We start from the raw sequence: 23,358 nt of genomic DNA, 5'->3' as shown, positions 1-23,358 counted from the left end.
TTTATTGTCATTTTGTTATGATCGAACAAAATAGGAGAAGGAGGGAACTCTCTACGATGCAGGAATATGAGTATGAGTATGCAGAATTCATCTACTATAAGCCAGGATATTTGGATAAAGAGGAACACATCTGGCCAGTGCGAGCAGGGCGAAGTATAGCCAAATCCAATTACCGGGTTGGCCCCAAACGTATCGAGTGTTACAGTCTTCATTTTGTGCGTGAAGGTATGATTAGGCTTGAGTTTGATGGCAAGCGAGTGGACCTGCAGAAGAATGATCTGTTTTGTCTGTTTCCCGGCAGAACCTATTACTATCACATGCTTGCCTCGGAATCTCCATTGCAAATGAACTGGCTAGCATTGGATGGGCCTAAAGTCAAACCTTTATTGGAGCTGGCCGGCTTGACTCCGGAAAGTCCGTTTGGCAAACAGATGTGTTCTCCACAGGTCCAGGAAACGTCGGAACGTCTGATTCATGCATTAGCATGTGTGGAACGGTGGAAGCCAGCAGTATCGCTGGAGTTGCATGGGTTGGTATATGGATTGTTAGCCAGTATTGTTCCAGACACCAACTATGCACAGCCTACAGAATTGGCTGGCTGGATTCATGAATGCATGGATTACATGGAATTGCATGCAACAGAGGGCATTTCCGTGCAGCAGGTTGCCGACTTTGCAGGGGTTCATCGTTCATATTTCTCCAACATGTTCACCACTCAGGTTGGACTGCCTCCGTTAAAATTCATGCAGAGAATACGAATGGATAAGGCCAAACAGCTTCTAAAGGATACGGATGCTACTGTTACGGAGATTGCTTTGTCGCTGGGTTATCCGAATTTATATTCATTTACCAGAGCATTCAAAATCTATTATAAAGTACCTCCAATTATGATGCGGAGAACCTCAAGCTGATCCTGAATATACCGATGTCCAGTATGGAGAACGCTTACTTTTTTTAATGGATCATGAAAAAGGAGACTCCCACAATGAAGCTCTCTACATTGCAGAGATGGATTTCACCGAAACGCAGCATTCAAGGCAAAATTTTTATCGCTTTTATTGCCGTTACGCTAGTATCCATTATTTTGATTACGGTCATTGTTTATATGAGCATGCGTGAGACGATTACGCAAAATGCCATTACGTCGGTTTCGGACAGCATCAGGCAGGCAGATGAATCATTGAATATAATGCTGGAAGAGATCGACCGGCTGAATACGGTCGTGGTGACTAACAAAAACACGGTCATTGACACTTTGCTCAGTCCGAATGAAGAGATCAGCTATGAGTGGTTTCAGGAGCAGAAGCGGATGGATGAATTTCTATCGTCGCTGATCGATTATAAAGCTTACATTTCACGGATAGCCGTTGTGGGCCTGAGCGGGAAAGTTTTTTTCTCAGGTGGACCTTGGCTGGACAGGACCATCTTGGGTACACCAATGATGAATTACATGCTGCAAAATGGATCAAAGCACGCATATTTCAAGCAGACAGGGGTGTCAAATGCCGTCACCATCGGTCGGGAAATCCGTTATAACCGTGCGACTATTGGGTTTGTCATGGTGGATCTTAATTATGAATTTATCCAGAAAACATATGACGTGAGACCAACTACAGATAGCATGATCTATGTACTCGACAAGGGAAATCAATTCATCTATGAAACCCGAACTGACTCACCTCTTACTCCATCTTATCAGCAAATTAAGGAGATCAATCAGCAATTTAAAACGGATGGTGAAGCAGTCAGGCGGTACATTGATGGAAAAGAATATATCGTTGTTTGCCGTCAATCCGACTATACTGGGTGGAGTACTATTTCTTTGGTTCCGATGGATTCTCTGCTGACCGAATCGGTGAAGCTGCGCAACCTGCTGGCAGAGGTGTCCATTATTGTGTTTGTCGTTGTTCTGATCGTTTCTCTTCAAGTCTCTTCCCGAATTACCCTGAATATCCGGAAACTAAAATCACTAATGATGTTGGTTAAGGATGGGAACCTGACACTTCCCAAAAACGAGATTAACAGTGAAGATGAGACAGGACAACTGTACCATGTCTTTAACGGCATGGTGGAAGAATTGAAAGATCTGCTCGAAGGAATCCGCGTCAGCGAGAAAGAGAAGCGGGAAGCTGAGCTAACTGCGCTCCAAGCACAAATCCATCCTCATTTTTTATACAATTCGCTCAATACGATCAAGTATCTGGCCAGGATGAACGGAGTGCCAAACATTGAAGCGGTCTCGGGATCGTTGATTGAGCTCATGCGAAGTGTCCTCGGTAATTCAAGCGAATTCCTTACGGTTCGTGAAGAATTGGCATATGTTGAGCACTACATCTCCATCATGAAGTACAGATATATGAAGCCAATTCGGATGATTACCGAAATTGAAGATGACGAATTGCTGGATTGTCGGGTGTTGAAGCTGATGCTGCAGCCCATGGTTGAAAATGCAATTATTCATGGAATCGGACCACTCGAACAGGATGGATTCATATTGATACGGGTGTATGAAGAAGGAAACAATCTCCATATTGATGTGGTGGACAACGGAAAGGGGATCACGGAGGAGCAGCGGGAGTATTTACTGAAAGGTACGGGTACAAACGGAGAAACCTCACGTTTTAGTGGAATGGGTGTACGTAATGTACACGAACGAATCGTTCGCACGTACGGCGACTCGTATGGCGTCCATTTGTGCAGTGAACCCGGGGTGTACACTAAAGCTGAAATTCGGCTCCCCAAACTGGAGAAAAGTGTGGAAAATAACAAACGAGAGGTGATATAAGCCATGTTTCAGGTGCTACTCGTCGATGATGAACCGTTAGTACGCCATAATCTATGGACCTTATTGGACTGGGCTGACTATGGATTTGAATTATGCGGTCAGGCGCATAATGGGTTAATTGCTTTAACGATGATTGAGCAGTCGCCACCGCATATTGTCATTATTGATGTAGATATGCCTGAAATGAGCGGTGTAGAGCTCAATCGGACAATCAAGGAACGTTTTCCAGGGGTTAAGACGATTATGCTTAGCAGCTATGACGATTATGATTATGTGCGGGATTGCCTGAACAATGGCTCCATTGATTATTTGCTTAAACATCGATTGGACGAGTCAACACTGCTCAACATCCTGAATAAAGCCGTATCGGAATTGCAGCAGGAGAATCGGTTGCGGGAGAAACAGTTCGCCGAGAGCGTCATAGCCGAGAAAGTGAGTCCCGAGGATATGCGCGATTATTTGTTGTATTTGCTCAAAAGACAGACGAAGACAACGTACGGGTTTGAAGACGTTTCCCAGAAAGACAATCTATATCCGCATGCGTCCAGATATGCAACAGCAGCTTTACAGATTGTTCCGTTCCTGCTGCTGACAGAGTCGTACAGTGACGTGCAGACCAATGGCCTGGTTCAGCAGGTCGTCGATATGATGCAGCAGAGCCTGGGTGATATCCATGAGCGGACAGCGGTGTACGTTGAGGAAGGGCGATTTGTTATCGTGTTTTCTTTCAGGGAACGAAGCGAGCACATCATGCAGCGTGAGGTAGACGGACAACTGCGGAAGATTCAGCATGCATTGGAACTGTTCCTGAATTTACAAAGTGTAACCGCAGTAGGACCTATATGCACCAGTCTGTCACAGCTGGCATCCAGTTACTGTTCAGCCGAATACGAACTCGATGGATCTTCGTCTGTGAAAACGTTCAGAAGTCATACCCTCCAAAATGAAACTCCATGTTCGGACAAGCATTCACATGAAAAAGATCAGAGTCAGCGAGTTTCACTGACCATTGAGGAGCAGAAGCAGCTTCTGTTATCCATAGAAAGGTTTGATAAGCAAGGCGTGCATCAATTGATTTCCTCCATTTTTGCTTCAATAGACCACCTACCTATCCATTCACATACGGTTCAGATGGTTGTCAGCGAGCTCATGCAAACGGGTGATAAAGCATGGAGGACCTGCTTGCCTTCTACAGATCCAGAGGTAGCTAATCTGCCTTCAAGAAGCGAGCTTGGGCGCATGAAAACGATAAGAGAGCTGGAGCAAGGCCTGCAATCCTTTTTCTCCAGCTTGTTTCATTTGCTGAATCAACATCGTGTGATCGGTTCCTATTCTCGCCATGTCACGCAGACGATCCATTTCATTCTGGAGAGGTATTCCGGTTATGTCACATTGGAGCTTGCGGCAAGCGTAATTGGCCTGAATGCCTCCTATTTAAGCAGAATATTCAAGGAGGAGACGCAGCGGACTTTTTCAGAATATGTGAATCAGGTTCGAATTGATGCAGGGTGCAAGCTGTTGGACAGCGGCCGATACTCGATTAAAGAAATAAGCATGCAAGTGGGATTTACGACACACAACTACTTTTTCAAAGTATTCAAAGAAATAACGGGTTTAACACCACAAGCGTATTTGAGCAATCCAGGAAAAAGGAAGAACGAAACGAAACTCCCGACTTTGCACATGGGAAACTAGGCAGATAAGAGCAGAACTCTAAACTCGTAAAATATGTGGAGTAAAGGGTCATATTATTGTAATTACCTTCCATGCCCGGTGAATTATAATGAGCACACACCAACCGTGAACGCTTACAAATTACGTTGGTGATAAAGAATTGTGGGGGGCACAACTTTATGCGCAAACGCTGGGGAAGAAATATGATCATGATGATGATCGCTTCCAGTTTGATGCTGGCTGGATGCAATTCCGGTGGAACCAATAACGAAGCTTCACCAGAGGTTTCGAAGGACGACGTTCATACGACCGGGTTTCCGATTGTGGACGAACCGGTGAATCTCAAGATGTTTACCCGAATTGCACCCGTAAATGGCCCTTTCAAGGAGATGCCGGTTTTCCAGGATTACGAGAAATTAAGCCATGTGAAGGTGGAATTCATTGAAGCGCAGACAGATGGTTTTCAGGAGAAAAAAAACCTATTGTTCGCTTCGAATGAATTGCCGGATGCCCTGTTCCGTTCAGGTATTTCCCCGCTTGAAGCCATCCGCTATGGCTCTGCCGGCCAATTGCTCCCACTAGAAGGTCTTATCGATGAATATGCTCCGAATTTGAAGAAATTAATGGAACAATATCCCGAAATTCGCTCGGGTATTACTACACCAGAGGGCCACATTTATACGATTCCGGGTATTGTTACGCTAAGTGCGGCGCGTACGGATAAGAAATGGATCAATCAGATGTGGCTGGACAAGCTGAATCTGAAAGTGCCGGAGACCACCGAAGAACTGTACAATGTGTTGCTTGCCTTCCGTGATGGTGATCCGAATGGAAACGGCAAACAGGATGAACTTCCGATGACAGCCCGTGTAGGATTGGCTGTGGTTAACGCGATGAGCGGATCATTCGGATTGGATTCACAGCTTGGCTATAACATCAATATTGAAAACGACAAAGTAAGTATCTGGATGGGCAGTGACCAGAATAAAGAAATGCTGATGTACTTAAACAAGTTGTATAAGGAAAAGCTGCTGGACCAGGAAATATTCTCACACACAGAAGCGCAATACCTGGCCAAGCAGGGATCGGGAAATACAGGTTTCTTCTTTGACCAGACGAACAATAACTTCTTGTCGATCAAAGACCAATATACCGGTATCGCCCCACTGGAAGGTCCGTAAGGTGACCGATTGCAAAGTCAGGCTCTACCAATCGCCAGAGATTTTGGAGCCTTTGCAATTACATCCGTCAATAAATATCCGGAAGTCACAATGCGTTGGATTGATTATTTCTACAGTGATGAGGGCTCTACCCTGCTCCGATTCGGAAGAGAAGGCGAGCATTACGAGATGAAGGACGGTATTCCTTACTATAAAGAGGACTTTTTGAAAGAAATCAGTAACCAGGCCAAAATTACGCCTTATGCCGGCGGAGGCGCGCCACATCTGATCAGTGAACAGGTGGCTTCCTTTATCAATCCACCTCAGGTGCAGGAGGCGCAGCAAAAGCTCGATCCGTTTATGCCAAGAGTCCGCTATGCAGCTCCGATGTTTGATGAGCAAACTGCCCAGGAAGTCAATATTCTGCGAAATGATATTGATAAATATTACGAAGAACAGAGTACAAAATTTATTGTGGGTGCAATCGGTTTTGACAAGTGGGAGCAATTCCAGACCACGCTCAAAAAGATGAGAGTTGAGGAACTGGAGAAGTTGTATCAGGATGCCTTTGACAAGATGCAGAAATAATGCTGAAACATCATGGATGAGGAGCAATTGCCTATGAAAAGCGTCAAAACCGATACAACGATGACGATGCCACGAAGCCATCCAAAAAAGAGTTCAGGCGTGTTAAGGCAAATGGGTAAAAGATTGGACCTGTACCTTATGCTGCTTCTGCCAGTCACTTGGTATGTGGTATTCCATTATGCCCCGTTGTATGGACTGCAAATTGCGTTCAAAAACTTCAATCCGGCTAAAGGGATTCTGGGCAGCAGCTGGGAAGGCTTTGGCCACTTCGAACGATTCTTTGATTCCTATTATTTCTGGAGACTTCTATGGAATACATTATCGATTAACTTGTTCTCCTTATTAATTGCTTTTCCGATTCCGATTCTGCTAGCACTAATTATTAACGAAATTCGCAATAAAACCTTCAGCAAGTGGCTGCAAAATATTACGTATATTCCCCACTTTATTTCAGTGGTCGTTATCGTTGGCATACTGAATGTGTTTCTCTCGCCTCATACGGGTCCAGTCAATCTGTTGATCGAGGCTTTCGGAGGTACACCGATCCGTTTTCTTGAGGAAGCAGGTTGGTTTAAAACCATTTTTATCAGTTCGAATATATGGCAGAACATGGGCTGGCAATCCATCATCTATATTGCAGCTTTGAGCGGAGTGAATCCGCATCTGTATGAAGCTGCCAAGATGGACGGAGCATCAAGGCTGCGGCGCATTTGGCATATTTCGCTGCCTGGCATCGCTCCAGTCGTCATCATTTTGCTCATATTGGATATCGGTCATTTCATGAACATCGGGTTTGAGAAAATATTGTTGATGCAAAACAATCTCAATCTGGAATCAAGCGACGTCATTTCCACGTTTGTCTATACGACAGGTATCCTCAAGGGAGAATACAGTTATACAGCTGCTATCGGGCTTTTTAATTCAATCATTAATCTGCTGTTACTTTTACTGGTCAATCGGATTGCGCGCAAGACGTCTGAGACGAGCTTATGGTAAAGGAGGGCAAGATCCCATGTCCAAGCAGGCGACAATACAAACCAGTTCCAATGAACGGATTTTCGATGTAATCATCTACATCATAGCCTCAATCATTATCATCGCTGTGCTGTACCCACTGATTTTTATCGTGAGTGCTTCGTTCAGTGATCCCACAAAAGTATTAAACGGAGAAGTCTGGTTACTGCCCAAAGGACTGACGCTGGATGCTTACACGAATATTCTACACAACGAGAAGATTTGGCTGGGGTACCGTAATACGATATTTTATACGGTTGTGGGCACTGTGATTAACATTATCATGACCGTATTGGCCGCATATCCTCTTTCCAGACCTGACCTTCCTGGACGTAATGTAATCATGGTTTTCATCACGCTAACAATGTTCTTCAGTGGCGGATTAATTCCAACGTATCTATTGGTCAAAAATCTGGGCATGGTGGATACGATGTGGGCTCTGATCATTCCCGGCGCAATCGCCACGTACAATCTGATCGTGATGAGAACATATTTTCAGTCGAGTATTCCTTGGGAGCTGCAAGAAGCTGCCCATATGGATGGGTGCTCCAATTGGCGGTTGCTTGTGAGCATTATCCTGCCCCTGTCCAAGCCGATTCTGGCCGTAATGGTGCTGTTCTATGCCGTAGGCCACTGGAATTCGTTTTTTAACGCGCTCATCTATATTCGTAACGAAAATCTGCATCCACTTCAGTTGGTACTGCGCGAAATTCTGCTAATCAGCCAATCCGATGCCGTAGATGGTAGCCTTGGATTGGAGGACAAAATCCTGCTCGCGGAGAGCATCAAATATGCGGTAATTATCGTCTCCAGTTTACCTGTACTGTTGATGTATCCTTTTGTGCAGCGCCATTTTGTTAAAGGGGTCATGATTGGATCGATTAAAGGTTAATCCAGATCAACCACAATGATGGAGGACTTATGTTGAAATCAAACGCCAAAATCAGTATAGATTGTAGTCGCGTAAGCGAGCACACGGTCAACCCTTATTTGTTTGGGCATTTTGTGGAAGACATCCGGGACCATATGGAAGCGATGCTTGCCTTTCCATTGAAGGATATGGACTTTGAAAGCGAGGCTGAATTAAGGACTTCTGTATCAGGAAGCTGGTACGCTTATACCAACGGGAGAAATACGCAATATGCGATGGAAGCTCCAGCCCCCAGACATTCAGGCCGCGCTCAGCGTATTCGTATCTATAGTGATGATGAAGCATACTCGGGGATTGCACAAAAATCCGCCTTGAAAGGCCCCATGGATTACACCGTACGTATAGTTGCGCGTGCCTCCATTGAACTCCAGTATTTGATGGTGGAGGCGGTCGATAGACGTACGGAAGAAGTGCTCGGTCAGTTGAAAATCGAATTGCACAGCCATAACTGGCAGGATTATGAAGGACGGCTGACGATCCTACGTGCTTGTCCTGATGCAGAAATTCGGGTGTATGTTCCGGAGGAGCATCCTAGATGGATCGACCATGTCTCCACGGGAATGCTCTGGCTGGACCATGTGTCTTTATTACCTGTGGATCATATTGCCCTGGTAAAACGCGAAGTAGTAGAGATGACCAGAGCTCTAAACGCAGGCATGATGAGACTTGCAGGGAACTACATTAGTGCCTATCACTGGGAGCATGGCATCGGGCCGGTTCTGGAGAGACCAGTCATGTACAACGAGGCATGGGGAGGCTGGACCAGCAAGTATTTTGGAACGGATGAATTTATCCGCTTTTGCCACGAACTGCAAGTAGAACCTTTAATTTGTGTGAACGATGGATCAGGTACACCTGAAGAGGCCGCCCAATGGATTGAATATTGTAATGGAAGCGTAGATACCCCAATGGGAGCCCTTCGGGCGAAGAATGGATCGCCGGAACCATATCATGTCAAGTATTGGGAGATCGGCAACGAGGTGTGGGGGCAATGGCAGGTGGGTGCCTGCTCAGCGGAGCAATTTGCGGAGAGGACTGTACAGTTTGCCAAAAGAATGAAGGAAGCAGATGCTTCCATTGTGTTGCTGGCTTGTGGACATTATGAACAGGGTTGGAATAAAAGCGTGCTTGCTCTGGCAGGGGAGCATATCGATTATCTAACGTTACATTTGTATCATGGTTACGGTCCCTTTGGCATGAATCGGGATACGTCGGCTGAGGATCGATATAAAGCAATGGCCAGTTACCCCGAGTGGACCCGGCACTATATACGTCAGACAATGGAGGCTATCCATTCCGACATCAAACATCAGCATGTGAAGCTGGCCATCACCGAATATAACACGATGTATTATCCAAACACTGTGCGAAAAGGACTGCCAGATGAGCATACCCTTGGAGCAGCCGTGGCGAATGCCGCCAATCTGAATGAAATGATTCGTTGCAGCGATAGCGTACACATCGGCAGTTTCTCTGATCTGGTCAACGGTTGGCTCGGGGGATGCATCCGTGTCGGTGATTTCTATGCCGATCAATATCGGGGCAAGCAGGCTGGATGGAGTGGACACCCGCTCACGATCTATGGAACACCAACCTATGAAGTATTAAAGCTTTACGCGAATCGGGATATTCGTCATATCCTACACGTAGAAGCTGAATGTGGGACATTCTCGGTGACTTCAAACCAAAAAACGCCTGTAGAGCTGGACGCACTCCCCGATCTGGATGTTGTAGCCGGAACGAATGATGATCGGAGCAGGATCACTTTGTTTATTGTGAACCGAAGCTTGGAAGAGGTAAGGGTTGAGCTGGATTTACGATCTTTCGACGCGAGCGAAGAGGGGACCTTATATGAGATTACCAGCAATTCGCACAATAACATTAACTCCGTCTTTCAACCTGATCATATCAAGTGCACAGAACGGAGTGTTTTGACCGAGAATTGGCAGCATGGTTACGTATTACGTCCTTCATCCATCTATGTGATGGAGTTTGGAAAGGCAGACTAATTGAATTGAAATCCTGGGGTGTAGACAAATAGGGTTTCAGAACTTATACCTAAGTTCTGAAACCCTATTTCTGTTCTAGACTGTGTCTCGTGAACACTTAACAATCTATTACTTAGCTAATGAAAGCAAGCAGGCATTTTAAATCGTTACTTGCGTTCGCTTATACAATACAGGTATTGCCGCTGCTATAAGGATCACACCCATAATGGCGGGTGCAGCATGACCAAGTGATACATAGATTTGACCTCCAATAATAGGACCAATCATTCTTGCTAAAGCCTGAATAGATTGGCTACCCCCTTGAATCCTGCCTTGTTCACTAGAATCGACAGATTTGGAGAGCATACCATTGAAGGAAGGCCCAAAGATCGAATCACCAAAACCAAAGATAAACATACCAACGATAAACAGTGGATAGAATGAGAACAAAGTAGACAGTGCAATGAGACTGTAGCCTATAATCTCTGAAACCATTCCAAGAATGGCTATCTGTTTATCACTCAGTCTTTTCAAAAGCTTAGGCATGATGAGACCTTGTGAGATGATATCCTGGACACCCATAATCGAGAACATAAGTCCGATGATTGCAGGCTTCCAATTGAAAGTATCCATTGAAAATTGTGAGAAAACGGCCTGTAAAGATCCGTTGGGTATCCAAAGTAAGAAGGCTGAGATCAGTAATCTGTTTAAGTTTTTCATGGAAAGCAGGTTCGCAAGTTGTATGAAAGGATTAAGTCTCACCAAAGTAATTTCTTTCAGTCTATTTTTCTTGTCAAGACTCTCAGGCATAAAAAAGAATCCATATATAACATTCACCAAAGTTATGATTGCTCCAAAATACATGGGGGCAGAATAATCAATCTTGGCGAGCAATCCGCCTACAGTGGGGCCAATGACGGTGCCTACACCTACAACCGCACTCACCCACCCAAAGTATTTGGTTCTCTGTTCGGGTGGGATGATGTCCGCAAAATACGCAAAAATGGTGCCTATACTTCCGCCTGTTATACCTTCAATTATACGCCCCGCAAAGAGTATCCATAGAGCTCCACCAATGCCGAAAACAAAGTATCCGATTGCGGAACCCAAAAGGCATACCAGGAGCAATGGACGACGACCATATTTGTCGCTCAGAGCTCCAAGTACGGGGGAAGCAAAAAATACGCAAAAGGCATAAACAGAGGTCAGCAGCGTAACAACGATAGCTTGTTGTCCTGGACTGCTTATATAAGGCTGTACTAAGAATGGGACGACTGGTGCAATGATACTGAATCCTATTCCGCAAAGGAACACAGAGATCAGACCAAATAATAAAGCGTGTCTGTCTATGGTTTGTTCGGTGTTCTGTGTATGTTGTGATCGGGATTTAAACATTCAATTCTCTCCTCAAATATTGTGGTTTTATTTCCTTGGAAACATTAATATCGTACAATCACTTTGTTTCCTTGTCAACAAAATAATAACAACAAAAAAACAACCTGTCCTCAAATAGAGTCCGGCTGCTTTTAGTTTAATTATTCAGATTTATTCCGACTTCAGATCTGTACCCAGCTTCTTTATTTCTGCATCCAGATGCCGATTATACTTGTCCACGAATTGAAGCATACTGTCGAATTGATCATCGGTTACCTGTTCAAATACCGCTTTATCTCGCTCGTGAAACTCGTTGTGCAGGTCCTCATGAATTTGATAAATGACTTTCCCTTGCTGCGTAAGCCTAAAATAGATTTCTTTTTTGTTATCCGACTTCTGGTAGCTTTCGATCAGGCCTTTTTCGATGAGCTTCTTCGTTAATTTACTTATCGCACCGCGAGTCATATAAAAAGACTCCGCCAGCTTTGTCACATTGGAATCTGCATTCTTTTCAATATATTCGATGCAATGTACCTCAGAAGGCTTATAACCCTTAAGACTTTCTTCCATCTTATCTTTATTAAGCCAAACCAGCTTATTATATAAGTCCCTGAAACCCAATAGGACCTGTTCTTCTTTGTTCATGACCTATCCTCCCACCCGTTGGTGCATTACCATATTATATTCAATTTTGGTTTCCAGTTCAAAAATATTAACATAATTTATTTGATAATGGATCAATTTCAATCCGCTATTAAGGTCAATAGAGGCGCGGAAAATCAAGGTGATTACCTGAATAAACTTTTTTCTTAACGACATACTACTTCAGAAGAGGTGGTAAATTTTGCAGCGAATCCATGAACAAGATCTTCACGAGTTAGAGAAGCAACTCTATGATCGTTTCGAAAAGAGCACGGATTTCTTAAGCAAGAATGTGGTTATCGCGGATCAGGAATTCAGAGCGTATTACATGGAGACCCTTGTCGATCTTCCAACAACATTGTCTACAATTAACCAGGCGGCGAGTGGCGATGAGAACGGATCATTTCAAAATATGTTCAGGCCATTTGAAGAAGAGGCCTCCATGTCAATGGACGAGATACGCAATCATATTTTGCATGGAAAGCTTGTTCTGTTCAGCACAGAAGGGATGGCAGCTGTTATGGAACCGGAGCATACTGATATTTCACGATCTGTCAGTGCACCGGAGAGTGAGAATCCCCTTCAATCCGCGTACGATGCTTTTACAGAAGATATTAATAAAAACATCGGTTTGCTGCGGAAAAAGATGATTTCCGAAGATTTGGTTATTGAACGACGAGAAACGGGGACCCGATCTACCAAGAAAATTGCTATGGTGTATTTGGAGGGAGTTGCTCAAGCCAAAGTCATCGAGTCTATTCGCGAGAAACTGGAACAAAATAAGGACGAGGAATTGACTACGGTAAGGGACCTGATACGTATACTGGGGCATCCAAAACTCTCAATAACACCAACGTATATTTCTTCGGAACTACCTGGGGAGATGGTACAGAATCTGATGAACGGAAAAGTGGTTATTCTAATTGATCAATTTTCGTTTGCTTTTGCTTTTCCAGCCATCATCACGGATCTATGGTCAACAACACTGGACGTTAACTACCCTTATTTGTTTCAAGTGTTTTTACGAACCGTACGGGCCATTGGGGCACTTTTGGCCATTACGCTCCCAGGTCTGTATATCGTGCTAAATTCGGTGAATCCGGAACTGTTGCGAATCCAGTTAGCCATCACGGTTGCCAAGAGCAGAGAAGGGGTTCCTTATCCTTCGTTGATCGAAATGCTTTTAGTTATGCTGCTTTTGGAGATGATTATCGAAGCTACCATTCGACTACCAAAGAATATCGGACCCACTATTACTATGATTGGCGGTATTCTGTTGGGACAAGCCATTGTTCAGGCCAAACTCGTTAGTAATTTATTAATTATTATTCTGGTTGCCTCGGCAATTGCCAACTTTGTATTGGCAGGCTATATGAACACAACGGGCATACGAATGTATAAATACGTTGTCATGCTCATCAGTTCCTTTTTCGGGATATGGGGTCTTGAGGCTGCGATGATTTGGATCATACTGTATTTTGCCACGTTGAATACTTTCTCCGTTCCCTACTTAAGTTTAAGTGTGAAAGGAAAGGCTTCGGATGAATAAAGCCCAGATTCTAACCATGTTTGTGCTGCTTCACTTCGCTTCGATCTTTGCCATCTTCCCTGAACGTATCATATCTGCGACTTCCAAAGGACACTGGGAATCCATAACGATTCTCTTTTTGGCAGAGCTACTGGTTCTATGGATGTACTTAAAAGCGTTGTCGCAGTTTCCAGGGAAAACAGTGGTGGACATCTGTAATGAATCACTTGGCAAATGGGTAACTAGACTGATCGTTCTGCCGATGTTGATCTTCCTATATATCGAGCTTCTATTACTTATGTATTTTCAGTCTGTTGAAATCAAAGCTGTATTACTACAGAGAACACCGCCAGCGGCTACATCCGCTCTCTTTATCGTTCTGTGTTTCTATGCTGTTTGGAAGGGACTGGAGGTAATGATCCGGGCCAGCATCGGATTATGCATTCTCTTGATGCCATTCATTTTTTTCTCCATGATGATCAGCATCCAGAATTTCAGAATCAGCTATATTTTTCCGATTTGGGATAGTGGAATGTCGTTTTTCTCCAATTCGGATTTCTATGTATGTACGGTCATTTCAGCCGGTTTTTTATTCCTTGGCATGATTCCTTCCAAACAGCGACTTAGTTTTGGCAAAGCTGCTACTGCGGTGGCCATCATATTTGTGTTTGCTTTGGGATCTGTATATGTTCCGCTTCTTGTATTCGGGCAGGAAACGGTAATCCATCTGCAATATCCCATGCTCATGGCGTCGGATACCATTGATCTGGAGTGGGTTGTATTTGACTGGCTTCCAAGCTTCTACGTGGTGGCCTCCAGTGCTCTCGGCGTGTTGAAGGTTTCTGTGCTACTCTGGATTCTGGTGGCACTGTTGCATCAGCTATTTATGCCGAAAATCAACCGATTATGGGTTCTTTTCGTGATGTGCTTCTCCTTGTACGTGATTAGTCTGTTGATACCGGATGTTAACGCATTGAATTCATACCTGTACCTGAATTCTTTCTTTTGCGTTTATAGTGTTATCGGTTTTCCGATCATTGTATTCCTCGCCGCGCAATGGCAGCGAAAGAAGGTGAGTACATGAACATGAACATGCGCTCCATAAAGACTCTGATTGTTGCTCTAACCATGTTAATGTTACTTCCGGGATGCTGGGATACAAAGGATATTAACAAGCAATATCTGCCTGTTGTCATGGGCGTGGGAAAGGGGAAGACGGAGAAATACAGGATTATTCTTCAAATACCTGATGCAACTGGCAAAACTCAAATTCTTGACAAAGAGGCGAAATCCATTAGTAAAGCGATTGATTTGATACGTACGGATTCCGAAAAAAGCATCGAATTGGTACATTTGAGGCTGTTGTTGATCGACAGGAAAGTTGCAGAGCAGGGGATTGATAACATTATCGATTTTGCTGTGAGAGCGAATGATATTTCGATTAAGGGCTTGGTGGCGGTGATTGACGGTGATTTTGAGAAGACGATGTATCATCAAATCTCGCCAACACCTGAAATTTCTTCTTACGACTTTTTTAGCCAGGATGCCGGATGGACGCCGAATCAATCCATTGTCCGAATATGGGAAGCCTATCAAAACCAGAATTCATATACGGAAGACATGGCTATCCCAATGCTCAAAAACGGTGATCGAACCTTGTTCACTTTTAAAGGCACGGCTGTTATGCGGGATGATCGCATGGTAGGAACACTGAATCAGGAAGAGACGCTTTTGTTTAATTTATTTAAAGGGAAATATTCAGGGGGAACCATTGAAGTGGCTCAGAACACAAGTGTTCTTATTCAGGATGCCAAAATCAAACATAGGACCCAGTGGTCGGAAAAGGGCCCTTCAATCCAGACGGATGTTACTCTTGACGTCGTCATTACAGAAAGTCCTGAAGGAAAAGGCAACGCGGTGATTGAGAAAGAAATGAAGGAACAATTGAGCAGTCAATTCAATGAAACCGTGAGAAAAATTCATTCCTTAAAATCAGATGTACTCGGAATAGGCATGATATTCCGTCCGAAGATGTCGGAGGGGAAATTAAAGGAATGGAAAACCAAGTGGTTTCCGAAGTTGGAGCAAAAGATCAACGTTCGTGTAAACGTTCTGAACGAAATTTATTTTAAAGAAAATGCCAACGATAATGAGAGTCAGGGACAAATGTTAAAAAAATAGCGTAGCACTGTTCACCTGCCATAAGAGAGGAAATGCTTTACCGTTATGGAGTCGCCCTGGTGGCGACTTTTTTTATAATATCAGAAAGGTTTATCATGACGCTTTATTTATGAAAGATTCAGTTCCAATATTTTATTCACTTGCTCTTCCATTCCCGTAAAAAACAATATGTAGGCTACGGTGCAATGAAATTAAGCATTCTGAGATTGGATAACTCTTCGTAAAATAACATATCGCAGCTCTTACGATTATAAGGGCGGGTTAAGGGGATAACTGTTAATTGGAGAAAATCATTCACAATATATAGCTGTAAAGGAGCGGGATCATGTCCTTCTTTAGAACACTATCCGTACGGGCAAAGGAAGACGAATTGATGGATGATTTCTCCATGGGGGGAGAAGAATTGAGCGAAGCGCTCAAACATTTGAGACGGCTAAACAAAATATTTGCTGCTCCCGCTCCAACCCGTGCAGGGGTGGAGAAGTTATGGAAAGCGATTGGCCGACCAACTACGCTGACCCTTCTGGATGTGGGAGCAGGTTCAGGCGATGTAAACCAGAAGTTATTGCGCTGGGCGGACCAGAAGGGCGTTAAGCTTGAGATTACTCTGGTCGATCTGACAGAGGAGGCATGTGAGGAAGCGAGAAACCTTTTCCGGAATGAAACGAGAATCAAGGTTCGACGTGCCGATGTCAGGGAATTACCGGATGCCTCAGCAGATATCGTGACCGGCTCGCAATTTGTCCATCATTTTGAAGGAAAGCAACTCGTGGAGATGGTCTCGCATATGCTGCGTGCCTCCAAACATGGCGTTGTCATTAACGATATCCATCGGCATCCCATATCTTATGCGGCTGTCTGGGTAACCACTCGAATAATCTCACGCAATCGGTATATTCGTCATGATGGACCGCTGTCTGTTGCAAAAGGCTTCACGGGAAGGGATTGGCGGGAATTGAAACAGCAGTTGAACCATGACACGCTGACCTATGAATGGAAGCCATTGTTCCGCTATTCTGTCGTGATACCCCATCATGGGACGTTATCATAACATCATTACATCAATAGGCAGTTATCTTAAATGGACAATGAAAGGCGGGTGTTCTTACGTGTCTACATCAATGGATGCCATAGTCATCGGAGCGGGAATTGCCGGCAGTACCTGTGCGTTGCAGCTTGCCAGGCAAGGGCATCGGACACTAGTGCTGGATCGGCAAGAATTTCCACGTCACAAAACATGCGGTGAATTTATGTCGCCTGAGACAACGGAGATGCTGGATTATTTGGGGATTAACCTTAGTGAACAAAAGATAAAGCCGAGTACCCTGGACCATGCCAAGATTATTATGCCTCAGGGCGGGGAGATCGTGGCACCTTTGCCGGGATTGGCCTATGGCATTAGCAGATATGAGCTGGATCGGATTTTACACGAGCAGGCCACAGCTGCAGGCGTTGAGATCGTTACGAGGGCAACGATAACCAACATTCAGCAGTTAGATGATTATAGTTATGAAGTCGAAGCCAAACAAGGAAATGAGCGGATTCATTATAGTGCAAAAACCGTTATCGGAGCCCATGGCTCGAAGAAGCTGAGGGGGATGACCTCGCCAGCAGAGCTGCGGGATAAAACAGCATATGTTGGTGTCAAATCGCACTATCGGGGGATCACCATCCCGCAACGGGTAGAGTTATATTTTTGCAAGGGAGGGTATGTCGGCATTTCACCGATTGAGGAGGGTATCGCAAATGTAGCTGCATTGCTGACACTTGATACGGTGCGGGGAAGCGGCAAGTCTGTAGAGGATATTTTGCAGTCTGCTTCCTTGACTAACGAAAGATTGGCAGCGAGGCTAGCCGAGGGAAGACCAGTTCAAGGAACACAGGTCTCGATTGCACCACTCCATCTATCCAATGTTCCTGAACCGTGGTCCCAATATCCTCATATTGGGGATGCCATGCTGATGATCCCTCCTTTGTGTGGTGACGGGATGTCTATTGCGCTTCGTTCCTCATTGCTGTGTGCTGAATGGACTGACAGGTATCTTCAAAGGAAGATCAGCTTTGCGCAGTGGCAGCACGAGTATTCGAAGGAAGCCAATCTTGATTTCTCCCGACTGCTCCGGCGTGCACGACGGATTCAAAAGCTGGCTTTTGCCAAAACGAATAAATTCTATCCTGGTTTGGCCCGCATGGTCCCTGGTCTGGCGACTTATCTGGTGAAGGCAACACGGTTATCGGAAATTAATCTTGTCCACCGATCATAGATGGCAGCAAAGTGACATCCATAAAGTGAAATCCGTAGGAGTATGGGGCGGCTTATGTCAGCCTCTTTTTGTTGTTTCTCTGCCAATTTTGTCGAGACCGTTTAGAAATCTGCCAAATACTCGTATAATAGAATCTAATTGTAGTTATAGAGACAAGAGTCTGATTTGAATTCGGGAGGCATTATTTTAAGATGAACTATTCATTTTCCAACCGGATTGCTGCATTACAGCCATCCATCATTCGCGAGATTCTGAAGGCTTCTTCGGGTCAAAATGTAATTCCGTTCTCTGCGGGAAATCCCGCTCCGGAGACTTTCCCTATTGAGGCCATTCGCACATTCACCCAATCAATTCTGGAACAGGACCCGGTAACAGCACTGCAATACGGAATTACCGAAGGTTATGCCCCACTGCGGGATACATTGACTACACATCTGAAGACAGGCTTTGACACAGGCAAAGCATCGGATGAACTGTTCATCGTGTCTGGAGCACAACAAGGAATTGAACTCGCATGTAAAGTATTCTGTAATGAAGGGGATACGATTATCTGTGAGAGCCCAAGCTTTATCGGTTCACTGAACTCTTTCCGGGCTTCAGGAGCAAACCTGGTCGGCGTTCCGATGGAGACGGACGGTATGGATATCGGGAAGCTGGAACATGCCCTGCAAACCGAGCAGAATGTAAAGCTGATCTATGTCATTCCGAGCTTCCAAAACCCTACAGGTTTTACCACCAGCTTGGAGAAACGCAAGGCGATCTATGATCTTGCCAAGAAGTATGGAGTCATGATTCTGGAAGATAATCCATACGGAGAACTTCGGTTTAGCGGAGAAGATGTAGCGACGATTAAGTCGATGGATGATGAAGGTCTGGTTATTTACGTAGGCTCTTTCTCCAAGATTCTGTCCGCTGGCTTGCGTGTTGGTTATGTTCTGGCTCCTTCCGAGGTTGTTCAGAAGATGGTTGTTGCCAAACAGGGAGAGGATGTACATACAGCCATGCTGCCACAGATTCTGGCACACAAGTTCATGACTGAGTATAACTATGCAGAGCATATCAGCAGTATCCGTGCGATTTATCGCAGGAAGTCTGCCTTGATGATTGACAAGCTGCAGGAGCATATGGGTGAGTCCATTACCTTTACTCAACCGGATGGAGGGCTGTTCCTCTGGTGTGATCTGCCGGCTCATATCCCGATGCTGGATTATGCCAAAACAGCTGCTGCGGAAGGTGTAGCGGTTGTTCCGGGCACTGCTTTTCTCGTCGACGAGAACGAACCCTGCAATGCGATCAGACTTAATTTCTCAACACCTTCCGATGAGCAAATTGTGAAGGGCATCGAAATTCTGGGACAGGTTCTGCACAAATTCTAATTGGAGGCATATTTTTATGAATCAACGTTTTCGGATCACTCGATCCATGCAAGAAAATAACGAGGAGCAATCCATCTCCTTGGAAGAATGCAAACAGTATTTTGCATCCAAACCCGACTTTACGTACTCACCTGTTCTTACCGTCCAGGGACCGGAGAGCGTCATGTCCATCGATGGGGATTTCTTCATGTGGGCGTATGAAAACCTGCAGATTCCATTTCGTCTGTATATGGGAGATCTGTATGTTGCCATTGTCAATGAAGCTGTTGTTCCGCAAATGATCGAGGTTGCTACGGATTTGCGAGCCGATGTGGTTGAAGGGTAAGCAGAGGCTTGGAATGAAATGCATCCGTCCAATTGTAACCATATAAGTGTCGGGAAAGTCGCCAATCTGGCGACTTTTTTGCTCTGAATCTATTCGTCAGTTTGCTTATTGAAATATTCAATCGATTGGGAATTGACGCTAAGGACCTGTTCGTGATAATTTATATAAATCACAAAATCCAATAAATCCAATGAGGGAAAGGGGTTTTACGCAATGTCGTCAATCGTGCTTGCAGCTGCCGAAGATATACGAAGCGAGGATTCGGAACTTTTAATCAAGGAGCTGAGCGAAGAACTGGGATTGTTATATGGCGGCGATGGTACAGCGGGATTTCAGCCGTCCGATGTGGAGACACCACGAGCAGCCTTTATTGTCGCGCGTTTGGATGGATATCCGGTAGGCTGCGGAGCCATCAGACCCCTTGATGATACATCCGTGGAGGTCAAGCGCATGTATACACGTTCGGATTTCCGTCGCAAGGGTGTGGCCCAGGCCATTCTCGCCGAAGCCGAGCGTCTTGCGCTAGAATTCGGCTACACCAATCTGAAGCTGCAAACTGGCCCCAAACAGCCTGAGGCGGCTGCCCTTTATGAAAGAGTTGGGTACTATCGGATACCGATTTTTCACGGGGACTGGGATCGAGTGCTTGCTTATCAAAAAGATCTGGTACTCAGTGAAACTCACAGAAATGAACATTCTTCCTCATTGAACGCATAGATATCATTTATAAAAAACGAACCGAAATCTCTTGTCAGCATCCAGAGATTTCGGTTCGTTTTTTTGGTGTATGAAAAGCTAATGGATTCAAGAATAACGGAATTCCTTTACTCTTTTATAACAGAGGCATTGACAGCGCCTTCCATCTGATTATTGTAGGTACGGAATAAACCAAGGCGCCAGAAGGCAGCTCCTTTGAGATCATACCGCTTGGCAAGACCCAGTTTGTCATCTATGGAAGATGAGGTTTCACTATTTAAGCTGATACCGAGCAAAAGCTTTTGTTTGGAAACACCAGCATCTAACGCAAGCTGGATGGCCTGATCCACAAGACTGTTCGGCTCGGGAACCTGCGCTTTGGTGCCGACCGGATTATATTGATAAGCCATAATGATGATGTCGTCTGCCAATGAAGCGAGCGTTTTGTAATCATAACCTTTATATGCACTATTTAATGGAGGTACGGCCAAAGATAGAGCGATGTCTTTAGGCAAGGAATCTTTCAATTGCTTGACGTAATTGTTCAGCAGCTTCTGCTGCTCTACAGCATCCAACTTAAAACCTAGTCCTTCAAAATCAAGAACAACCCCTCCGAAGCCATTCTCAGCTATGGCAGCAGTTATGCCCTCAATGGACTTCTTGCGCATACTGCTGTCACTCAGCACCTTGGTCAGTTCTCCGTTTCCATCCAAAGAATAAACCATAAGATACGGTTTAATACTCTGATTCGCTGCATCAGAAACGATGGATTGAGGTGTAACGTCACCGGCAGCAGCAGGAATTTGATACTCATCACCCTGAAGCGTAAATTGACCTTCGCGATCGATGCGACTCCAGCCAAAAGCGATCGAGTTCATGGATGACACCAAATCGATTTCCTTATAGGATTGCAGCGCATAGAAGGCTCTCAAATGCATTTCACGTTGAGGTGAAACAAGAGAAACGGTACGAGTTGACTGGTTCCAGCCTACATTAACACCGAACTGACTACTGAACGAACTGAGTGGAATAAGCACACGACCTTCCCGCTGAACAGGTGGCGCTGCGAGCTTTACTTTTTCTCCATTAACGGTTGCTGTAGTGCTTCCCACTTGAAGCAGGACTTCCGTCGCCTGACCTTTTACATTTCCAATCGCTTTCACGGTTTGCGTTTTACTGTTCCATGTAATGCTAATTCCCAGGGCTTCGCCAACTGTCCGGAAAGGGACATAGGTGACACCTTTATCAATCAGAGGGGCAGCATCGAATTTCAGAGGAACATCATCCAGCAAGACCGAAATGGCTGGTGCGGCGTAGGCATCATTAAGGTTTGGAGTGGTTCCGAGCAAGGATATGGCAAGAATAGTGGCAGCAGCAGTTTTTCCTATTCGCGTATGAAACATGTTTTTTGTATTCCTCCAACTCATCAAATATAGTAGAATTGCATCTTATCTGAATCATGATCTAGTATAAAATAGTATAGCAAAATTTTCATAGAGTTCCAATTACAAGATATGATGGACTTTTGCAGAGTAATAATTAAAACAAGCGATATTAATTTTAGTGAAGCAGGAGGAGAATGCGATTGGACTTGCGTGAAAAATTGGAGCGTTATGCAGCACTTGTGGTCAACGTTGGTGTTCATGTTCAGAAGGGACAAACGCTTGTCATAACCGCGCCAATATCGGCTGCACCGTTTGTTCGACTAGTTGTAAAACATGCTTATGAGGCCGGCGCTCATGATGTCTATATCGAGTGGAACGACGATGAGATTACGCGTTTAAAGTATGAACTTGCACCTGATTCGGTGTTCCACGAATACCCGGCGTTCCGGGCAGCCGGTTGGGAGAATTTTGCCGAAAAAAATGCAGCTTTCCTGACGATCACGGCACCCAATCCCGATCTTCTGCATGGAATAGACCCACAGCGGATCATGAATTTGAATGCAGCCAAAGGTAAGGCATTAGCCAAATTTTGCAGCTACGGCATGTCCAACAAGGTCAGTTGGTCTATAGTTACGGTTCCATCAATGGCTTGGGCTTCCAAGGTGTTTCCTGATGTTGAGGAGGAGCATTTGATTGATACGATGTGGGAAGCTATCTTTAACGTTACGCGGATTAATTCGGCTGATCCCGTTGAGGCATGGAAGACACATCTTGAGCTGCTTAGAAACAAGACGGATCAGCTTAATCGTAAAAAGTATCGAGCACTGCGATACCGTGGACCTGGTACGGATCTGCGGATAGAATTGTCGCCTAAACATATCTGGGTTAGTGATGCAGATAACATTAATGAAAAGGGTGTTTCATTTTTGGCAAACATTCCGTCAGAAGAAGTATGGACTACCCCGTTAAAGCAGGGGGTGAACGGCACGGTTCGCAGTACTAAGCCGCTAAGTTATGAAGGATATCTAATCGATGATTTCTCCTTGACGTTTGAAAATGGGAAAATTATTAATATTCAAGCAGCGCAAGGGCATGAGGTGCTAAAAAGATTAATAAGCATTGACGAAGGGGCGGCCTATCTGGGCGAGATTGCGCTGGTGCCCCATCATTCTCCTATTTCGGAATCAGGGCTCGTTTTTTATAACTCTCTTTTTGACGAAAATGCATCCAACCATCTCGCGATCGGTAATGCTTATCCCTTCTGTCTTGAGGGAGGGAACGAGATGACTGAAGCGGAAAAAGCGGCAAACGGTGTGAACTCAAGCCTCATTCATGTCGATTTTATGATTGGATCGGCTACTATGAATATTGATGGAGAACTTGCAAATGGGAACTTGGAACCTGTGTTTCGTAACGGTAACTGGGCCTAGAATTAATAATCATAGAT

General features: G+C 44.8%; 18 protein-coding genes and 1 pseudogene. 16 read left to right on the top strand and 3 right to left on the bottom strand.

The annotated features are described in order from the left end of the window. The first annotated feature begins 56 nt into the window (after window positions 1-56). From MHB84_RS29430 to MHB84_RS29400, 7 genes and pseudogenes are all read left to right on the top strand, one after another. Window positions 57-911, top strand: a complete 855-nt coding sequence (locus MHB84_RS29430; protein ID WP_076288460.1) for an AraC family transcriptional regulator — start codon at window positions 57-59, stop codon at window positions 909-911. A gap of 74 nt (window positions 912-985) precedes the next feature. Then, window positions 986-2,785: a sensor histidine kinase gene (locus MHB84_RS29425; protein ID WP_076288461.1), complete on the top strand. Its 1,800-nt coding sequence runs from the start codon at window positions 986-988 to the stop codon at window positions 2,783-2,785. A 3-nt stretch (window positions 2,786-2,788) separates the two neighbouring features. Then, window positions 2,789-4,480, top strand: coding sequence for a response regulator (locus tag MHB84_RS29420; RefSeq protein WP_076288462.1), 1,692 nt, complete (start codon window positions 2,789-2,791; stop codon window positions 4,478-4,480). 158 nt (window positions 4,481-4,638) lie between these two features. After that, window positions 4,639-6,207: pseudogene (locus tag MHB84_RS29415) on the top strand (extracellular solute-binding protein). 33 nt (window positions 6,208-6,240) lie between these two features. Further along, window positions 6,241-7,203, top strand: coding sequence for an ABC transporter permease (locus MHB84_RS29410; RefSeq protein WP_076288463.1), 963 nt, complete (start codon window positions 6,241-6,243; stop codon window positions 7,201-7,203). 16 nt (window positions 7,204-7,219) lie between these two features. Continuing rightward, a complete protein-coding gene (locus tag MHB84_RS29405) occupies window positions 7,220-8,113 on the top strand; it encodes a carbohydrate ABC transporter permease (RefSeq protein ID WP_076288464.1) in 894 nt (297 codons plus the stop codon). Between the two features lie 32 nt (window positions 8,114-8,145). Further along, window positions 8,146-10,161, top strand: coding sequence for an alpha-L-arabinofuranosidase C-terminal domain-containing protein (locus MHB84_RS29400; RefSeq protein WP_076288881.1), 2,016 nt, complete (start codon window positions 8,146-8,148; stop codon window positions 10,159-10,161). Window positions 10,162-10,299: 138 nt separating this feature from the next. Here MHB84_RS29400 and MHB84_RS29395 read toward each other — a convergent pair whose 3' ends face one another. Together MHB84_RS29395 and MHB84_RS29390 are read right to left on the bottom strand one after the other, a co-directional pair. Beyond that, entirely contained in the window at window positions 10,300-11,535 is a 1,236-nt protein-coding gene (locus MHB84_RS29395) for an MFS transporter (RefSeq protein ID WP_076288465.1), read from the bottom strand. 150 nt (window positions 11,536-11,685) lie between these two features. Further along, window positions 11,686-12,159 carry a MarR family transcriptional regulator gene (locus MHB84_RS29390; RefSeq protein WP_076288466.1) on the bottom strand — a complete coding sequence of 158 codons (474 nt, stop codon included), beginning with the start codon at window positions 12,157-12,159 and terminating at the stop codon, window positions 11,686-11,688. A 199-nt stretch (window positions 12,160-12,358) separates the two neighbouring features. Between MHB84_RS29390 and MHB84_RS29385 the strand changes: the two genes are divergently transcribed. From MHB84_RS29385 to MHB84_RS29350, 8 genes are all read left to right on the top strand, one after another. After that, window positions 12,359-13,705, top strand: a complete 1,347-nt coding sequence (locus tag MHB84_RS29385; RefSeq protein WP_076288467.1) for a spore germination protein — start codon at window positions 12,359-12,361, stop codon at window positions 13,703-13,705. Beyond that, on the top strand, window positions 13,698-14,768 hold the full coding sequence (locus MHB84_RS29380; RefSeq protein WP_076288468.1) for a GerAB/ArcD/ProY family transporter: 1,071 nt from the start codon (window positions 13,698-13,700) through the stop codon (window positions 14,766-14,768). The genes MHB84_RS29385 and MHB84_RS29380 overlap by 8 nt, the downstream gene beginning before the upstream one ends. Then, complete coding sequence (locus MHB84_RS29375) at window positions 14,765-15,865, top strand: Ger(x)C family spore germination protein (RefSeq protein ID WP_076288469.1); 1,101 nt, start codon at window positions 14,765-14,767, stop codon at window positions 15,863-15,865. Before MHB84_RS29380 ends, MHB84_RS29375 begins: the two co-directional genes overlap by 4 nt. A 325-nt stretch (window positions 15,866-16,190) precedes the next feature. Continuing rightward, complete coding sequence (locus tag MHB84_RS29370; protein WP_076288470.1) at window positions 16,191-16,916, top strand: SAM-dependent methyltransferase; 726 nt, start codon at window positions 16,191-16,193, stop codon at window positions 16,914-16,916. 58 nt (window positions 16,917-16,974) lie between these two features. After that, the gene (locus MHB84_RS29365; RefSeq protein WP_076288471.1) at window positions 16,975-18,129 is read left to right on the top strand and encodes an NAD(P)/FAD-dependent oxidoreductase; all 1,155 of its coding nucleotides are present in this window, start codon (window positions 16,975-16,977) and stop codon (window positions 18,127-18,129) included. A 191-nt stretch (window positions 18,130-18,320) separates the two neighbouring features. Then, the gene (locus MHB84_RS29360; protein WP_076288472.1) at window positions 18,321-19,505 is read left to right on the top strand and encodes an aminotransferase-like domain-containing protein; all 1,185 of its coding nucleotides are present in this window, start codon (window positions 18,321-18,323) and stop codon (window positions 19,503-19,505) included. A gap of 16 nt (window positions 19,506-19,521) precedes the next feature. Next, on the top strand, window positions 19,522-19,830 hold the full coding sequence (locus tag MHB84_RS29355; protein WP_076288473.1) for a hypothetical protein: 309 nt from the start codon (window positions 19,522-19,524) through the stop codon (window positions 19,828-19,830). A gap of 213 nt (window positions 19,831-20,043) precedes the next feature. Next, a complete protein-coding gene (locus MHB84_RS29350; RefSeq protein ID WP_076288474.1) occupies window positions 20,044-20,547 on the top strand; it encodes a GNAT family N-acetyltransferase in 504 nt (167 codons plus the stop codon). A gap of 107 nt (window positions 20,548-20,654) precedes the next feature. Here MHB84_RS29350 and MHB84_RS29345 read toward each other — a convergent pair whose 3' ends face one another. Beyond that, the gene (locus tag MHB84_RS29345) at window positions 20,655-21,929 is read right to left on the bottom strand and encodes a stalk domain-containing protein (protein ID WP_076288475.1); all 1,275 of its coding nucleotides are present in this window, start codon (window positions 21,927-21,929) and stop codon (window positions 20,655-20,657) included. Window positions 21,930-22,111: 182 nt separating this feature from the next. On the opposite strand from MHB84_RS29345, the gene MHB84_RS29340 reads away from it, so the two are divergent. Next, window positions 22,112-23,341, top strand: a complete 1,230-nt coding sequence (locus MHB84_RS29340; protein ID WP_411836163.1) for an aminopeptidase — start codon at window positions 22,112-22,114, stop codon at window positions 23,339-23,341. The last annotated feature ends 17 nt before the right edge of the window (window positions 23,342-23,358 follow it).

The sequence above is a fragment of the Paenibacillus sp. FSL F4-0087 genome (assembly GCF_038020215.1).
GTDB lineage: Bacteria > Bacillota > Bacilli > Paenibacillales > Paenibacillaceae > Paenibacillus > Paenibacillus taichungensis.
The sequence above is the reverse complement of the archived record's forward strand: the minus strand, read 5'-3'. Positions and strand labels throughout refer to the sequence as shown.

Bases quoted from the DNA above. Each gene is read 5' to 3' on its own strand.
- MHB84_RS29430 (WP_076288460.1), top strand. From the start codon at position 57: ATGCAGGAATATGAGTATGAGTATGCAGAATTCATCTACTATAAGCCA.
- MHB84_RS29425 (WP_076288461.1), top strand. From the start codon at position 986: ATGAAGCTCTCTACATTGCAGAGATGGATTTCACCGAAACGCAGCATT.
- MHB84_RS29420 (WP_076288462.1), top strand. From the start codon at position 2,789: ATGTTTCAGGTGCTACTCGTCGATGATGAACCGTTAGTACGCCATAAT.
- MHB84_RS29410 (WP_076288463.1), top strand. From the start codon at position 6,241: ATGAAAAGCGTCAAAACCGATACAACGATGACGATGCCACGAAGCCAT.
- MHB84_RS29405 (WP_076288464.1), top strand. From the start codon at position 7,220: ATGTCCAAGCAGGCGACAATACAAACCAGTTCCAATGAACGGATTTTC.
- MHB84_RS29395 (WP_076288465.1), bottom strand. From the start codon at position 11,535: ATGTTTAAATCCCGATCACAACATACACAGAACACCGAACAAACCATA.
- MHB84_RS29390 (WP_076288466.1), bottom strand. From the start codon at position 12,159: ATGAACAAAGAAGAACAGGTCCTATTGGGTTTCAGGGACTTATATAAT.
- MHB84_RS29380 (WP_076288468.1), top strand. From the start codon at position 13,698: ATGAATAAAGCCCAGATTCTAACCATGTTTGTGCTGCTTCACTTCGCT.
- MHB84_RS29375 (WP_076288469.1), top strand. From the start codon at position 14,765: ATGAACATGAACATGCGCTCCATAAAGACTCTGATTGTTGCTCTAACC.
- MHB84_RS29370 (WP_076288470.1), top strand. From the start codon at position 16,191: ATGTCCTTCTTTAGAACACTATCCGTACGGGCAAAGGAAGACGAATTG.
- MHB84_RS29360 (WP_076288472.1), top strand. From the start codon at position 18,321: ATGAACTATTCATTTTCCAACCGGATTGCTGCATTACAGCCATCCATC.
- MHB84_RS29355 (WP_076288473.1), top strand. From the start codon at position 19,522: ATGAATCAACGTTTTCGGATCACTCGATCCATGCAAGAAAATAACGAG.
- MHB84_RS29350 (WP_076288474.1), top strand. From the start codon at position 20,044: ATGTCGTCAATCGTGCTTGCAGCTGCCGAAGATATACGAAGCGAGGAT.
- MHB84_RS29345 (WP_076288475.1), bottom strand. From the start codon at position 21,929: ATGTTTCATACGCGAATAGGAAAAACTGCTGCTGCCACTATTCTTGCC.